We start from the raw sequence: 16,575 nt of genomic DNA, 5'->3' as shown, positions 1-16,575 counted from the left end.
CTTTGACATTCCAATCGTATTGCCAAGGATTCATTGTTAACTATTGGTTGAGAATGACATCTAGGTGATCAATGATCCTCAGAGATCACCTAGATGGTTTAACGAGATATGACTATTGAGTCATCGAATAAACGCTTAGTTGGCGTAGGTTTCAAACTCCGCAACAGCTGGCGTACCGCTTGAGCTGGTTATTACAAAATTCAGCTTTCTGATCGAGACTGAGTCAAAGTTAATGGTGCCAGCACCACTTCCTGTGGCTAAAACAGTTCCAGAGTCATTGTCGACCAATTCCCAGGAACCAATATTGCCGGTGTAGCCACTGGGTTCGGTTATGACTGCAGAACTCACGGTAGTGTCGGAAGACCATTTGATGGAGATGCGTCCTGTGCTGCCATTCGGGGACCAGTAGCTGGATGTATCGCCATCGCGCACGTTGCCGTAGTTGGTGCCGCTGGCTTTACTGGATCCGTCTGAGCCAGCACCAATCGACAGGTTGGTGCCGCTGTTGCCGCCGCCAGAATTGCCACCATCGTCATCATCGTCGTCGTCACCGGGATCTGGATCAGTGCCTCCGCCGGTACCGCCGCCACAGGAACCGTCGGAAACCAGCAGGCCTTTATTGGCACCCGCATAATCGCTCACGATGGACGGTACACAATCGGCGTCATCAAGGCTGTAGGTGTATGGGATATTTACGGTCGTTGTGGAATAGACATCCGGCCCTGCAGGGTGGGTATCATCGCCATCGTCACTCCATGACACACTGCTGGCGAAGTAGTTTCCACTGACGTCCCAATAACCCATATCATTGGTGTAAAACGTCCCGAGTGGGTTCTGAGCGTTTTCGAAATAATTATTCTCAGCCTTGATCTGGCCGCCGATTCGGGGGTTCATTCCCGATTTATTGATGCCATCGAAATGGTTGTTGTACGAGTGTGCCGTAGCATGACGTAGCAGTGGCGTTCGTGAATCAATGTTTTCATAAAGGTTGTGGTGATAGGTAACCGGGCCATTGTCATCGTCACTATCGCTGGAACCGACTAAGCCTCCACGGCCGGAGTTACGCAAAATACTGTAGGACAATGTAATGTACTTGGTCGTTGCTTTTAAATCGAACAGCGCATCATAACCATCACTTTCCCCTCCAGATGCCTCGAGCGTGCAATGGTCAACCCAAACGTTGTAGACGTCGGATTCCATGCCGATAGCATCACCACCATTAGATGTGGGTGAGCCAGATTTTTTGACGTTCCTGACGTGCAGGTTCTGCAAAATAATATTGGATGAATCGCGAACGTGAATGCCAAGTTCGTCGAACAGGGCACCGTTGCCGTATCCAATAATCGACACGTTACTGACTTCTTTAATTTCGATTTTATCCTCGGCAGTATTACAGCTGTCACCCGATACCTTACTGGTATTGCCGTGGTTGATAGTGCCTTCTACATAAATAATGATGGGCGTATCGCTTGAAGCCCTACTACATAATGCCTGGTGAATTTCTGTGCCGGTACTTGCGTACACGACACTGCCACCTGCACCGCCCGTTGTTCCGCCATTTTGAGTTGCGTAACCCGTAGCTCCAATTGCTGGAAGTGCCAACGCAGACAGACTGGAAACCAGCACGCTTCCCAAATAAGGTTTGATGCCTTTTTTGGTGGGAGCTCTGAGTTGAACTAGACCTTTGCTATCCATAGTTAACCATCCTATTCGTGAATTAAAAAAATATTTTTTATGGAAAAAAATAAAGCGTGCAAACATGACGGGGTGCCAACTGATAAGGCAAAACAAAAAATCAATGTTCGCAAGTGTATTGCCGAAAGTTGGTGCGAGGATTCTATGGGTTATTGAATCATTGTTCAATGCAAAAAATTACAAAAATTAATTGAAACTTTATTGAAAAAAAGTGTTCGTTAGCTTTGTTGGTTTGTATTTAAACCTTTAATGCCACTGTAGCTCGTTTAAATTTAGCTGGACGGCTTAAAACACTATGAAATAAGGTGATTTTTAAGCGTTCTACGTTTTATAGGAGGAAGGATTGTGGCGAAAATGAAAAATATTTTGACGAAAACGCCTTGGATAACTGCTTGGAATTTCTTTTCGGTAAGAGATAGTTTTTAATTCAGTTGTAGAATATTGAGAAAACGTCACTCGTTTTTTAGTCGATAAATTCTTGCTGTTCAGAATTTATTGAATGCTATTTTGCGAGTCGGATTCAGGTAGAGCTTTCCAAAAAAAATATTAATCCAGGAAGCGAGATGTTCATTCCTTGAGTTTTATTCGTTAAAAAATGCTGTATACGTCGGTAGATTTTCATGGTTTGACTTAACTAATTTGGTCTACACGTCAAGCAGCTTCATGATCTAAAAGATCTCCATCTAGGTTTTTCGCTCTAAGTCGCCGTGGCATCTTGCCGTGGTTTTAAGAGGGTTGGATAAATTGACGGTAAGGCAATCAGTTTACGAGCGCTTGACGAATTTTCTTGTGACTTTATATACGTCAAAGCAAAACCTCGTCATTGGATGTTCGCCTAGAAATACTAATGAGACGGGGATTTTCACGCCACCCTAACGTCTTGTGTGCCAATCTTAAACCTCTTGTGACCGTGGTGTTTCTTGAGTGTTGTATCGCCACAATTCACAGGATGTTTTGGGCGCCTATTGCCAGTTGGTAAGGGGATAAAACCCATTATTCGTTGGTCAAAAGACAAGTCTTTTATCAGAAGCAGATTTTGACGAATTAATATCAGATAAATGAACCGACGATTGACGGAGTCGCTATGAATCATGGATCACATTCTCTTCACCACTGTTCCATCCACTGCATCATGCCGCCATACATGCTTGAGTCTATTCGCTTACGCGGTTCGACAGCACAGCGGCAGATGGCGATAAAAATGGAGCAGGAATGCGCGTCCTTTCGACTTCAGCGTCAATTGGCGACACCTTTCGGTGGCTATCAGATTGCGTCCGCCGTTGCTGCCGATGAGGAGGTAAGTCCCGATCGAGAAGTCTATGACGGGCAGTCTGGGAATGAACTACCCGGCGTTTTGGTGCGGTCAGAGGGCAGTGATGCCAGCGGAGATCAAGAGGTCGACGAAGCCTATGAGGGTGCCGGTGATACGTTTGCCCTTTATGCCAATGTCTATGGGCGAAATTCGCTTGACGGAAATGGTATGAAGCTGATTTCGACCGTCCATCATCAGCAGGATTACGATAACGCTTTTTGGAATGGCGAGCAGATAGCTTACGGCGACGGCAATCTGTTTGAACCTTTGACGCGTTCGCTCGCCGTTATCGGACATGAGCTAAGTCATGGGGTGATTCAATTTTCGGGTGGTTTGGTGTATCAGGATCAGTCTGGCGCATTAAACGAGCACATTGCCGATGTGTTTGGCTGTTTGACGTCGCAATATAAATTGCAGCAAGCTGCCAGCGATGCAGATTGGTTGGTTGGAGCGGAGATATTTGGGGCGGAATTAACGGGTGATGCACTGAGATCAATGAAAACGCCTGGTGAAGCTTATAACGATGATTTACTCGGCAAAGATCCTCAGCCTTATCACATGAACAGTTATGTGAATACAGCCTCTGATAACGGCGGTGTACACATCAATTCAGGGATTCCCAATCACGCCTTTTATTTGTTAGCTGTGATGTTGGGGGGGAATGCCTGGGAGACCGCCGGACACATTTGGTATGATGCATTGCAAGCGATTAACAACCCCCACGCACAATTTACAAGTTGGGCGGAGCAAACAGTAATTCAAGCCAGGGAACGCTTTGGTAGCGGCAGTCGCGAAGCTCTGTTAACGGAGCGGGCATGGGTTTTGGTCGGAGTATTTTGATCCATCGAAGAACGTTTATAATTTGGGGTATCGGTACCGCAGCGATAATGGCTGCGGGCTGTGATGTATTGCCTTCGTCAAATGAGAGTGAAGATGACACTGTTAAGCCTGAGCAAGTTGATTCTATCGATGAGGCGAACTCTGTGACGCTTCCTGAAGGCGTAGCAGCAATTTTAGTTGTTCAAGGTGGGCTCTTACCGGTTACTCGGAAATGGGTATTCTATCGAGATGGACGCATTCAATTGCCAAATGAGCGCATCGTTCAGGTTGATGAGATCCAGGTTGCCGATACTCTAAAATCATCCCATGTCAAATTTATGGAAAGCGGAGAAGCGTCCTATCCCGCTTCACCGGGTAGTGCAGATTTTCAGTCCACAGAGTTGATCTGCGGTACGCCTAATGGCCCTCGCCGAATGGTTGCGACCGATGCCAGCCAGCAGGTGCCCACGGATTTTTGGCAACTCGTCAATGAGTTGCAGGCATTAAGTCGTTCAGCGACAGATTCTCAACAATAATCCGATTGACTCACGTGGCAACCGAAGTCATGGCAAGCTCAGTAAGTTGTATCGAGTTTTCCCGGACTTCATGTTGAGGTCATCAATCGTCTGATTGTTTTTCCTCTTGTCTTTAGTCGGCACATCTCGTGTCGCGATTTCGTGCGTCTCCTTCTTGGGCGCTTGTAGATTTTTGTGTCAATTCTGCTGGCAAAATTTGGTAGAACGTCTCAGCTACTCCTACACTCCATAAAACAGGCGAGTTTGACGCTTTTTTTGCCTTTCAAAATTCGGGCTGGGTGTTTGCTGCCTTAAATTTGCAGATGTCGCTTAAATGGGAAGTGTCCATGAAAAGGTCTATTGCTCCTTTTGCTGTCTTGGTATCCAGTTGCGTTGTGCTCACAGAAACTGTGCAGGCCGGACATTATGTGCCCGGCGTTGAAGGAATTAACGCGCCTGTCGTTCCCCCGCCTGGCGTCTACTATCGAGGTTACGCGGTTAATTATCGTGCCGACTCAGGATCCGGCATTCCCGGTGACAGCGAGGTAGAGGTCAACGCGCTGGCCAATCGCTTTGTCTGGGTCACAGAACATCAGGTGTTAGGTGCAGATATCGCGTTTGAGACGGTCATTCCGGTAATCAGCACCGATCTCAATATAGCCAATGGCATCGTCAACAGTGATGAAACAGGTATTGGCGATATTATGGCGGGAGGGGTATTGGCATGGCATGGCGACCGCTACGACGTCGCGGCGGCGTTGAGTTATTGGTTTGAAGTCGGTGATGACGACTTACCTGCAGATCCAGGCTTAGGGTATGAAGAGGTCATGGTCACTCTGGGGGGCAGCTACAAACTGACCGAGGATAAACGAACCCAAATCAGCCTCTTAGCCCGCTACGAGATCCCGCAAGATAACGATTTTAATCAGGAGATGGTACTCGAGTGGAGTTTGCATTATCTCTTGAATAATGGAATCACGGTTGGAGTGTCCGGTTACGATCAATGGGATCTTGAATCCGGTTCAAATGGCATCACAAAGCACGCGATAGGACTCGAAGGTGGGTATTTCTGGCCGTCTGTGATGTTTGGCTTAAACGTCGCTTACTACCAGGAATATGATACTGAAAACACCTTCGAGGGGGATGTTTTACGTGCAACTTTCACCAAGCGCTTTTAGATTTCCCGCAACGTGCAGGCTCTGCCGTGGAGTTGATTCTGGTCTGGGCACTTATCGTAAAAATTTTAATCGGCGGGCACTGATCGCCGACGGTCTTTAGAGGTTTGGTTAGAGCGTATGTTTTTATCGTCGTTAAGCGTAAAACAAAAATTGATGGTGCCAGTCTACCTACTAATCATTCTTTTGGTTGTTGTTGGGTACTTCTTTTTAAAAAATAAATCTGTCGTCGAAAGCGCTCATGTGAATCTGGGCCACATAAAATCCTTATCCAATGACATTGTTTCCTATTCCAATAAAGTCGAAGCCTTTATTTATGAAAAACAGGGGTTCTCTGAAATAAGATCTGATTATGAAACTATTGATCAGTCCCTTAAAGATAAGTCCATTGAAGGTGCTCAACCGATTTCTTCATTGATGCAGAACATTCAGCAAAACGCGTCACGCATTAATGATCTCTTTTCGGAGAACCGAAATTTCACCACAGAATTGGAAAATACTCTGGCATTGTCAATCAAACAGTCGAACGACTATTTGACTCAGATGATTACAAGGCTTGCCGATCCGGAAGCGCGGGTTGATGTTTCGACGTTCGAACGGCAAATTATGCACCCGGCGCTGTCCAATACCGATAAAAATTATCAGGTGAAATTTCTTTTTGAACAGCTAAAAGCTGATCTATCCAATGAACAAAAATTGTTTGATTACTTAAACGTAATGGAAGCCGAAAATGCGGAGGCAATAAAATTATTGCAGGGAACACCCGCACTTGCACTTGCTGAAACCGCTGGTCGCGCCAACGGGAAAGTAAAAGATTTAGCGGATCGCTATGTCAATAACGTAAAAGAAAGCGTTCAAATTCGAGCGGACATCGATGAAACGGTTGTCAAAATGCTAGAGATGCTGGAGGAGCTGAATGACAGCAGTCTTGAATCAGCATTTGATCGGCTCTCAGACAGTTTCGTCAATATTATCGTGATCATGTCCTTTGTCGTCGCCGCAACGATTATGTGCGCTATGGTGTTTGCGACGTCCATTGTTAAGCCGTTAAATTCCCTAGAGCGTTATGTGGATGAGCTGGCTAGCAAAGGTGGCGATCTGACTTTCCGTGTTAATGTTGAGGGCAAAGACGAAATTGGCCGATTGGCCGGGCGAATCAATGCTTTTCTGGAATCTTTACAGACAGTTTTCCGCGATGTTAAGCGTAGTGGTGAACAGATTTCGAACAGTGCTAAAGACTCTGCCGGTCAGAGTAATCAAACGATGGGCGTGATGGAGCGGCAGCGCAAAGAAACGTCGATTGTAGCCAATTCTTTTCAGGAAATGGAAAGCGCGATTTTAGAAATTTCCCGCAACGCTACCCAGGCGGCTGATATTGTTAATCAGACGGCGGAAAGATCTAAAGACGTTGAGGCGACACTGAACATTACTTTGACGAACATTGGTGGTGTGAATTCCAACCTCAGTCAAGCGGCGGAGGTGATTAATACGCTCAATCAGGACAGCCAGAACGTCGGTAAGATTCTGGACGTGATTCGCAGTATCGCCGAGCAAACCAACCTGCTAGCGCTAAACGCGGCCATTGAAGCCGCGCGTGCTGGCGAGCAGGGTAGAGGTTTCGCGGTGGTTGCCGACGAAGTAAGGTCCCTGGCGCAACGTACTCAGTCGTCTATCGAAGAGATCAGCTCAATGATCAGTACGCTTCAAGCCGCGGCAACTCAAGCCAACAGTGTTATCGAAAAAGGCAACGAAATGATCGCGTCAACCACCGAGCAGAGTCAGCAGGCTGGCAGTGGCGTTCAGGATATATCCGGTTTGATTTCTGAAATGTTGGGAATGAATCTGCAAATTGCCAGCGCCGTAGAAGAACAGAGTGCGGTTGCGCAGCAAATTAACAACTCCTTACGAGCCATCAGCGATCTGGCCGGGCAAAGCAGTGAGGCGGCAGTCGGTTCCAACCGTGCTGCCAGTGAGCAGGCCGATCATGCAGATCAACTGCGGCAGGTTATTTCTCGTTTTAAGGTCTGACCGACCTGTCGTGCTGGTACGCTCTGCCGCTTGCCACGATTAAAACCTTAAGGTTGCTCCGACGGAAACGTTGTTAACCTGATTTTCTTCGAGCTCTAATCCCTTGTATTCCAGGGTGATCCCGAGCTCGGGCGTTAGGTTGAGCAACAGTCCGCCGCCGTAGATGAGATCCAGCCCGTCATCGTCGTAAAATTCGCCATAACCTTCTTCCCTTAGGGTTGCCTGCCAGGCAAAGCCTCCGACTTTTGCAAATATTTCCGCAGCTTCCCCCAAGGGTACTGAAAGGCGTGCGCCCAGGTTAAGTCCCTGGGTCTCAAACTGCCAGATTGGGTAAATGTCGTCTTCAGACTCACCCAAATTTAGGTAGGAGGCTTCCAGCGCAATAAACGGGGAAAACTGATACCCAGCGGTAAATTCAAACGAGGTGGCGTTATCGTAAGTGTCAACACCAATATCTGTTTGGCCAATGGTCGCGCCCACGTAACCATTCGCCAGGGTGGTCGTTGAAAGGCCTAGCAGCGCAAGGCCAAAAAATGGCTTTATTAGTGTCTTCATCGTACTTCCTCGTATCACGGATAATGCCGCCCTCCGAGCAAGCTCGGTAGAGACGTTCACAGTCAATGTGCCGTCAGAGTAAGTTTTTTCTTATGAACGCTTTCTGAACGTACGCTGAGAGAGTTCTACGATGCTGTCGTTGGGCGAATAACAATAGAGAGGAGGGATGTTCGATTGGGGAAGGGGGCGTGGATACCCGCTGGCAAGCACTCAAACTCTGCCAACGGATCCGTCCAAAGACAGTGATTAATCGGCTGCCGTTTGGTCATAAAAAGACTCAATGCGCTGGGCAATGTTCTCTCGAATATCTTCGTAGAAAAGACCGAACTCGTGGTAATGCATGCTGCCACCCGGCAGGCTTTCCAGCTCAAGGGAAGGATCCACATCCACACGAAGATAGCCATCGCTACAGCTGGCTTGCACAGCGCCCGAAACAAGCGCTCGTGGATCATCTTCACCTGGCATACCCGGTACAGAGCCTTTGCTGGCAGAGGCTTCGGCCACTGGCGTCTGGGCGGAAAAGGTTACCGGATTGATACATACTGCTTGGCGTCCTTCCTCAGTGCCGTAGGTTGCGACATAGCGAGAGCCAGCATATTTTTTTTGCATACTGATGTCGGCTTCTTTTAATACGGCGTTCCAGGCGAGCACACAACCCGTTTCAGAAGGTGTACCACAGAGTTCAAGGCTCTGGTAGGTTCTGCCAAAGTCTCCGGCCATAACATCAATACCGATCACATAGGCGGCAACCAAGTTGTTTTGCAGAGGTTTATTGTCAATGCGATCGCGCAATAACCAATACACCATCAGAGCGCCCTGACTGTGTCCTGCAACAATAAAGGGACGTTTGTTATCTCGGCGTCGTTGGAAGTCGTCGAAGGCACGGAGGATATCGCTGTACGCAAGTTCATAGGCTTTTCGCCCATCCCCCTTAAGTGATGGGTCGTAGCCTGCCAGGAAGCTGGCTTGGCGGTATCTCGGTGCGTAGATGTTACAACAGTCGTTAAACACCGATGCCTGTCTGGCGATAACACTGACATCGGTCCAATGATTGACGTCTGAGTCTTGTAGGTTCTGGTTCCACTGGGTTTTACTGCGCAGTGTTGTGGGGTGAACGTAAAACACATCCACGTCTTTGGTTTTGGCCTCAGCGAGTGCGCCAGCTGGTGTTTTTGCGCTGTAACCCGGTGTTTGCGGTAGGGCAGCCCATGCAGCAGTGTTTTGATAGTCTGGCGTCGGTGGGGGCGTTTGGCTGGCGAAGGGTGGATTTTCTGCTGCCAGGGTTGTGCTTGGAATGATCAGTGTCGCGAGTAGAAGGCAGCGTTTAAATGACAGCATGGTTGTTACATCTCTTGGGAACAATCGAGGGCGGTTAGAGGGTAGTGTGTGTTAGCGGAATGTGACTGTGGCCGCTCATCAGGCCGTTTATTGTTGCACGTCCTAACGATGTGAGAAACCGGTTTACGCGGTAAGTCTTGCATAACCGGACTCGACGACGAAACTCGGCTGTCTGCTATATTTTCGGGATTTTTCGTCGAGACTGTGCGTCGAAATGGAAGTCCGGTTGCTGTAAAGCAACCGGACGGAATAAAAAGACGGCAACGCCTCCCTGCGTCGCCCAAGCGTCGCGATATAATATCGCTGAATCGGTAATGACTAAAAGTCGTAGCTAAAACTCAGTCCATAGGTGCGTGGGGTTGGCAAGCCCGCGACGGGCAGTCTCGAATAGTCACCTAATAACAGTGTGCTGGAGGCGATAACCGGTGTGTCGTCGTCAAGCAGGTTGTTCGACCAAAGAGAGACATCCCAGTTGTCACCGGTTACGCCAATACGAGCATTGGCGATAAAGCGACTGCCGATGGAAGACATTGCATCGTGGGTATCCCCTTTTTGTTCGGATTCATAGCGGCCGTCGATGCGGAAGTAACCTTCCAGACCTTCCATAACGTATTGGGTGTATTGCAGTGATCCGTTAACCGTGTGTTTGGACGTCCGCGGCAGCTGCTGACCCGAAACATCGGTAGAGTCAAGCAGCACACCAACAAGCGTTCTCAAGCTCTCGTCATCAGCGTCGACAAATGAGGAGTCCGCCAGAGCATAGCCAAAGTTAATATCCAGGTTTTCCGTTGGTGCCGCTGAAACTTCGAGTTCAAACCCTTTGGATTCCGCAGTGCCCGCATTGAGAACGGCAAACGCTGTGGTATTGGGAACCTGATTGGTTATCTGAACATCTTCCATGTCGATATAAAAAACGGCGACGTTGACTCTTAGGCTCTGGTCCAACCAGTCCGTTTTTGCACCCACTTCGTATGTCCAGTTGGACTCTTCATCGTAGGTTTCATACTCTACTGGAAGGTCGTCATTAGGTGTGTTGAAGCCGCCTGCTTTGGTGCCCTGAGCGACAGAGCTGTAGAGCAGTGCGTTGTCAGTCATCTGGTAATCCATGGTGAAGCGGGGGGTTACCGTAGTCCAGGTGTCTGACTGATCTCGGCCGGCGATATCATCTTTCAATGTTTTTTCTTCTTTCGAATACCGCGCCTCGCCTCGAATGGTGAGCTTGTCGGTCACGTCAAATGAGAGGGATCCGTAGACGGCGAAGGTATCGGTAGTCTGCTTGGTATCGTTGAGGGGATCCAGCATGCTGTAGAGGTTGTCATCGAAGCCGTCAGACAGATCGATGGTAGGGATGTAGGCGATCACGTCGCTCACCTCTACGCCTTCTGGTAAGGGGGATGTGTCAACGCCGTACCAACCCCGTGTTTGGCTGTCCATGGCGTAGTAGCTGGTTCCCACCAACCACTGTAGACGATTCTCCCCGGTCGATTGAAAGCGGAATTCCTGACTCCATTCAGAGCGCCGTGAGTTGCCGAAGGATACCCAGGTCGGCAGAGTAACGTAACTGGGATCCGCCAATGTGGTATAGAAATTCGAACCGGAAAGTTGGCGATCCTGATCGGTAGCACCATCCGTCTTTAAGGTGTTGTAGCCTGAAATCGATGTTAGAGCGGTATTTTCAAAATCGATGGTTGCGGTCAAGCTGGTGCGTGCAATATAGCGACGTGTCCCGGGGGAGTTTTCGTCGTAGGTGAAATATTCTTCGTCGTCTGGGTCAATCGATGGAATTTCTCCGCAGTAGTACTGGTACTGGGAAAATTCGTACGGGAATATCGGACTTGTTGCGGCAACACAGTTACCGGCAATGACACTTTGGGCTGGGGTATCTATATCATCTTTGGAGATATACGTATTTAAATCGACAGAGACATTGTCAGTTGGTGTAAAACTCAAGGCACCATTAATAAAGTTTGAGTTGTAACCACCCAGGGATTCGTTATTCAGAGGATTCTCGTAGCCACCCGAAAATTCATCGTGAGAAACGGCAATTCGACCGGCCAGTACCTCGGGAATCAATGGACCACTGACGGTAGCTCCCGCGCGTTGTTTTTCAAAATTACCCGCTGTGCCGGATACGCGCATTTGAAATTCATCGCTGGGCTTTTTAGTGATGAAGTTGATCGCGCCTGCGTAGCTGTTGCGGCCATAGAGTGCACCCTGCGGGCCCTTGACCACTTCAACCCGTTCCAGATCGAGCATACTGAAATCCAGGCCGTCGCGACCAGAAACATAGACCCCATCGATAAATATGGAGGTGTTGTTTTCGTCGTCACTACGAGACACCTGGGAAACGCCACGAATGGTTGGGGTTACGTAGGATTTACCCGGCAGGCCGTCGAACTGCAGTCCGGCAACCATGTTAGTGATATCGCGGAAATCCTGTACGCCTGCTCGCTCCAGGTTGGCGCCACTAAGGGCGGTAATTGCCAGAGGAACTTCCTGAATATTCTCTTCCATTTTCCGGGCCGTAACCACGATCTCCTCGATCGACTCTGAGAGAGCGTTTCCAGAATATGGCACGGCAACAGCAGCCGACAGCGCAATCGGCAAATATTTTTTAATCATTTCGGTGTCCTATTATCTCAAAACCAATGGGTTGCTCGGTTCTCTCTCTGAGCTATAGGCGCTGGCAAGCTTCTGTTGGCGCGGTTCAAGCCGCTTTTTTTGTACAGATTGCTGTTTCGCAATTCTCTAGTACAGAATGTCTGCCACCGGTTTGTAATTGTGTATTCCTCAAAAATGAAATGCGTGATCCAGTTGTGTTAAAAAATCCTGGGCGTCGGTCAGATCGATTCCCAAAACCCAGCAGGGGAGTGTTCCTAAAACGCGTGAGCGGTGGCCTTGGCCGATATTGTCCAGTCCGAGAAAAACATCGCCCTCTTGCAGTTGTCGTTTTTCACCGGAAGTGACTTCCACCTCCCAGGTGCCTTGTAATACCACCGATAGCAGTGGCGCTGGTGAGCGGTGCCAGTCGCTGACGTTTGCGGTCGTACCACCGATTAACGACCAGCCGTTACCCGTGTGCATTGTTGACGTGATCAGCGGCTTATCAAAGACAGGCTCTAGATCTTTAAAATAAGAGTTTCCATCAGCCGTCGAGCACACGCACACGAGGTTCATGATTGATTCAATCCTTTAGGCGACGTCAGTGACGGTTTCTGGCGTCTGCCAGATAATGGGAAAATAATCACCGCTCGGCTTTTCACCTTCTGGCAGGGTACTGACTTCCGGAATGGGTGCTTTAAAAGGGGTGTTGCGCCACTGGATGTCATGGCCAAAAACTCTGACAGCCAAACCACTTCTCGACATGGTTTCGGATAAGTTTCCTTTGGAAAAGTGGGGTGTCATCGGGTGAAAAATAACGGCGTCACCTGGCTCCATATCGAAAGCAACGAAACCAAAGGGAAAGTCAGGGTTGTTACGCTCTTCTTCAAAGTTAGGGCAGAGACCATTTTCCTGTTCGTTATTAAAGCCATGGCGAATGTTATTTTCGACGCAGTAACGATGATAACCGGTAAGAAATTCAACGCGGCCATTTTCACTGTTGACGGGCTCCAGAGCGACCCAGATATTGGGGGCCATCTCGCCGCGGACCGGCCATGCGGATTCGTCGCAGTGCCAGGGCATAATTGCCGGTGAGCCGGGGGGTTTTACGAACAGGTGATCGTGGTACATGCGGATATAGTCAGAGCCAATGGTTTTTCCGACGATTTCCCCGACGGGCGATTGAAAAATAAAATCACGGATCAGCCCGGGTTTGCGCCACATGTAGCATACAGATAACATTTTTTCGCTGTTGGATGGACCCGTAACACCATATTGCTCTGGCGCTTTTGCCACTTTTTCTGCATGTGCTTTTAAGGCATTGATCCAATCAGCATCGAACATTTGACGCAGGCAGACAACGCCATCACGCTGGTAGGTGTCCTTGTGGTCCTGAGTGATTGGATGTAGGGGGGATTGGTTCATAGGTTCTCCACTGGTCGGTCAGTTGGCCCGACGGTTACTCTCTCGCAATGCAATCAACATGGATTCGGTTAATCGATATCGTGAAATGGCGAAAATACTGATGAGTTGCAAAATCGCTGGCAAAATAGCAATGCACAGATAAAGCGCGAACTGTGCGCTTTCGGGCTGAGTGACTTCACGCCCATCCGTCGATTGTTGGTAATGAAAGAGGCTCAGAATCAGTCCTACGAAGGCAACGCCAAGAGCACCAGCGACCTTCTCGATAAGAACATAGAATCCTGTAAATGAACCTTCGCGTTTGATACCACTGTTCAGGCGATCGTATTCCAGCGCGTCGGGCAGCATGGCCTGGCTCAGCAGAAAGGTGCCACCGCCAGCAATGCCCATGATGATGGCTCGTGCAATGATGAGGCTGTTGGGTTCTCCCGCTTCGGCAAACCACCAGGACAAATGGACCAAACCATAAAGCGCCGCTGCGATCATGTAGCCTTCGCGTTTACCCAGATGGCGAGCAATCTTTAGCCAAATGGGTTGTGAGAAAATTAATGCGACGCTTTGTACGCCCATCAAGAGCCCCATAATTGCATCGGAAACCTGCAATACATGTCGGGTGAAAAAGGCCAGTGTCGAAATTGAAAGTGTCAGGACAAAAAAGTAAATCAGTTTTGAGCACATTAACCACAGGAAGGGGCGATTTTCCAAAGCGGTTTTAAATTGTTCGGCCACAGACGGAAAGCTCTGGCGGCCGTTAAATTCGGGTGAGGGGACTCGGCGCAGCAAAAGGACACAGCCGATGACTGCAGTCATCGCAATAACGCTGACCAGTAACGCTACCGCCATGTGGCCCTGGCGGTCTGCGCCCCAATATGCAAGCAGGGCTGGCGCAAGACTCAAACCGACCATGGTGCCAATCGATGAGAAGATCACCCGGAATGACATCAGTTGCGTGCGTTCATGATAGTCCGAGGTCATCTCTGTCGGCATGGTCATGTAGGGAACCATGTACATGGTATAAGCCGTGGCATAAACCAATTTTCCAACGATCAGGTAGATCAGCATGGCTGTTGGGGACAGCGTTGGTGCGCAGAAGAGGGCAATCACTGCGAGCCCACTGAGCAAGCCACCCAGTAATAACCACGGCAAGCGGCGCCCCCACGGGGTGCTGATGCGATCGGAAATCATCCCCATAAGCGGATCACTGATGGCATCCCAGATTTTTGCCGTCGCGAAGATTAACGACGCTACGCCCGCTGCGATACCGAGTGAATCGGTCATAAACCTCAACAAGAGGACATTGACCATCATGTTGAGGATGGTTAATGGCATAGAGCCCAGTCCCCAGCAGATGCGCAACATCAGGGGCAGTTGCCCTGACTTAGTTTCGTCGAGAGGCTCTGTAGAGGGGGCGTTCACGGCGCTGGCGTCCGACATTTAGGCTTTCCCTAGCAGGGTATCGATATAGGAATCTCCGGCCGCAGGACAATAGCTTTTGTCGATCTGCACGGATATTCCAAATTGACCGTCCGGGCCTGCGCCAGATTTGTGTCCGCTGCCTTCACAGTCTTCTGCGAACAACATGTCGCCGTAGCGCAGTTCAAAGCGTTCGCCATCGCGGAGGATCACGACCAGTGTGCCAAACAGAGGAATAATGATGTTGGGCTGGTTGGCGACATGCCAATCCATCATCAAATTAGGCTCCATGCTGCCAATGGTCACACGGGCGGCAGGGTGACGGATCAGATAATTGGTTTTCTCCAACTGCTGTCGGTCAAAGTCGACTTGCCGCATGGCGGGTAAGCCCTGTTTATCTGTGTAGAGATTGAACATGCGCAGTTTGCTGAAGTCTGCCAGTGCGGTGTTCACGGCGTCGGCTTGAGCGCTTCCCATGAGCGATAATCCCAAAGCCCCAGTTCCGCTGGCTTGGAGAAGTTGTCGGCGAGTCGATGTCGTGTTTGGCATAAGATCATTCATTTCCTTGTTGTTGGCTGATTGTTTCTTCAGAATAGGTATTTGTCTAACTCATTGTTACCATACATGATATGAATAAAATTAATTACAACCGGGTCGATTTGAATCTGCTCTTGATTTTTGACGCTCTGTATCGCCATCGCAGTGTTACCCTGGCCGGACAGGAATTACATATGAGCCAGTCTGCCGTCAGCCATGCGCTGAACCGGTTGCGCGCGTTGATGAACGATCCACTGTTTGTCAGGGTCCCCAAGGGAATGCAGCCAACGGCATTGGCCGAGCGTATCGCGCCCAATTTGCATGAGGCTTTGGAGAAATTTCAGAGCACTTTCACGCAAAATTGGACCTTTGACCCGGCAACCGCATCGGGCACGATTAACGTGGGTGTTTTGCAGGTCGATCCCATGGTGTTTTTACCCTATCTCTATGAACGTCTCTGTCTCGCTGCGCCCCATATGGACCTTCGGGTCAGGCCGGTCAATTTCGAAAACTACGTGGAATATCTCGATTATCAGGTGGTCGACATGTTGATGCTCACCGGCGTTGATAAGTCGCGTGTGCCCTCGAGAATTCGCTGCAAAGACCTGTTTGAAGACGAGCTGGTGTGTATGGTCAGCTCGCAAAACACCGACTTGGGTAAACGCCTGGATCTGCAGACTTATGCCAGGTTGCCGCATCTCGTATTGGCCATTGGCGCCATTACCACAACCTGGATTGACGACCACCTTGCCGCTAAAGGCCTGAAGCGCAGGCTGGCGGTCGCCGCACCTCATCCCCAGGCGATCGCACAACTGATCCCCGGGTCTGACTTGATCTGTACGGTGGCTCGAAGTCTCGCCTCCCCCTATCTTGAAGACAGTCGCTTTCGGGTCTTGCCGGCTCCGTTCAAATGGAATGAGCCTCACGGTTTGTCTCAGTTGTGGCATTCGCGCAAAGAAGCCGATCCAGCGCAACGCTGGTTTCGTGATCTAGTGCAAGATGTGTGGTGTGAAATTCGTGCCAACGTCTCAGCCGCCGGCAAGGAGTAACAGGCGGCGCTCCTCTGATCGAACTCATCTGCTGTCGTGGCGTCTGTGGATATTTTTGATAATTGTCATGGTTCACAGGCAGGCAATCGTTTTTTATATGTCCCACGGCGGAGGGC

13 protein-coding genes are annotated in these 16,575 nt (G+C 49.4%); 5 read left to right on the top strand and 8 right to left on the bottom strand.

Going from position 1 to position 16,575, the window contains the following annotated elements:
* Positions 1-135 precede the first annotated feature (135 nt).
* The gene (locus tag ACXAFR_RS00905; RefSeq protein ID WP_475170817.1) at positions 136-1,695 is read right to left on the bottom strand and encodes a pectate lyase family protein; all 1,560 of its coding nucleotides are present in this window, start codon (positions 1,693-1,695) and stop codon (positions 136-138) included.
* A gap of 1,084 nt (positions 1,696-2,779) precedes the next feature.
* Here ACXAFR_RS00905 and ACXAFR_RS00900 point away from each other — a divergent pair.
* From ACXAFR_RS00900 to ACXAFR_RS00885, 4 genes are all read left to right on the top strand, one after another.
* The gene (locus ACXAFR_RS00900; protein WP_475170813.1) at positions 2,780-3,847 is read left to right on the top strand and encodes a M4 family metallopeptidase; all 1,068 of its coding nucleotides are present in this window, start codon (positions 2,780-2,782) and stop codon (positions 3,845-3,847) included.
* On the top strand, positions 3,844-4,362 hold the full coding sequence (locus ACXAFR_RS00895) for a hypothetical protein (protein ID WP_475170810.1): 519 nt from the start codon (positions 3,844-3,846) through the stop codon (positions 4,360-4,362). The genes ACXAFR_RS00900 and ACXAFR_RS00895 overlap by 4 nt, the downstream gene beginning before the upstream one ends.
* Positions 4,363-4,688: 326 nt before the next feature.
* Positions 4,689-5,519, top strand: a complete 831-nt coding sequence (locus ACXAFR_RS00890) for a SphA family protein (RefSeq protein ID WP_475170805.1) — start codon at positions 4,689-4,691, stop codon at positions 5,517-5,519.
* Between the two features lie 117 nt (positions 5,520-5,636).
* Positions 5,637-7,544, top strand: coding sequence for a methyl-accepting chemotaxis protein (locus ACXAFR_RS00885; RefSeq protein ID WP_475170801.1), 1,908 nt, complete (start codon positions 5,637-5,639; stop codon positions 7,542-7,544).
* Between the two features lie 39 nt (positions 7,545-7,583).
* Here ACXAFR_RS00885 and ACXAFR_RS00880 read toward each other — a convergent pair whose 3' ends face one another.
* From ACXAFR_RS00880 to ACXAFR_RS00850, 7 genes are all read right to left on the bottom strand, one after another.
* Positions 7,584-8,099 carry an outer membrane beta-barrel protein gene (locus ACXAFR_RS00880; RefSeq protein WP_475170796.1) on the bottom strand — a complete coding sequence of 172 codons (516 nt, stop codon included), beginning with the start codon at positions 8,097-8,099 and terminating at the stop codon, positions 7,584-7,586.
* A gap of 246 nt (positions 8,100-8,345) precedes the next feature.
* Positions 8,346-9,437 (bottom strand): DUF3089 domain-containing protein, encoded by a 1,092-nt coding sequence (locus ACXAFR_RS00875; protein WP_475170790.1) that lies wholly within the window; start codon positions 9,435-9,437, stop codon positions 8,346-8,348.
* A 318-nt stretch (positions 9,438-9,755) separates the two neighbouring features.
* Positions 9,756-12,059 carry a TonB-dependent receptor gene (locus tag ACXAFR_RS00870; protein ID WP_475170784.1) on the bottom strand — a complete coding sequence of 768 codons (2,304 nt, stop codon included), beginning with the start codon at positions 12,057-12,059 and terminating at the stop codon, positions 9,756-9,758.
* A 168-nt stretch (positions 12,060-12,227) separates the two neighbouring features.
* A complete protein-coding gene (locus ACXAFR_RS00865) occupies positions 12,228-12,614 on the bottom strand; it encodes a cupin domain-containing protein (protein WP_475170779.1) in 387 nt (128 codons plus the stop codon).
* A gap of 15 nt (positions 12,615-12,629) precedes the next feature.
* A complete protein-coding gene (locus ACXAFR_RS00860) occupies positions 12,630-13,463 on the bottom strand; it encodes a phytanoyl-CoA dioxygenase family protein (RefSeq protein WP_475170775.1) in 834 nt (277 codons plus the stop codon).
* Between the two features lie 18 nt (positions 13,464-13,481).
* Positions 13,482-14,894: an MFS transporter gene (locus tag ACXAFR_RS00855; RefSeq protein WP_475170773.1), complete on the bottom strand. Its 1,413-nt coding sequence runs from the start codon at positions 14,892-14,894 to the stop codon at positions 13,482-13,484.
* The gene (locus ACXAFR_RS00850; RefSeq protein ID WP_475170769.1) at positions 14,895-15,422 is read right to left on the bottom strand and encodes a cupin domain-containing protein; all 528 of its coding nucleotides are present in this window, start codon (positions 15,420-15,422) and stop codon (positions 14,895-14,897) included.
* 80 nt (positions 15,423-15,502) lie between these two features.
* Here ACXAFR_RS00850 and ACXAFR_RS00845 point away from each other — a divergent pair, with 80 nt between their 5' ends.
* The gene (locus tag ACXAFR_RS00845; RefSeq protein ID WP_475170766.1) at positions 15,503-16,459 is read left to right on the top strand and encodes a LysR family transcriptional regulator; all 957 of its coding nucleotides are present in this window, start codon (positions 15,503-15,505) and stop codon (positions 16,457-16,459) included.
* Positions 16,460-16,575: the final 116 nt, after the last annotated feature.

It is taken from the genome of Pseudomaricurvus sp. ABR4_320, assembly GCF_056159445.1.
The sequence above is the reverse complement of the archived record's forward strand: the minus strand, read 5'-3'. Positions and strand labels throughout refer to the sequence as shown.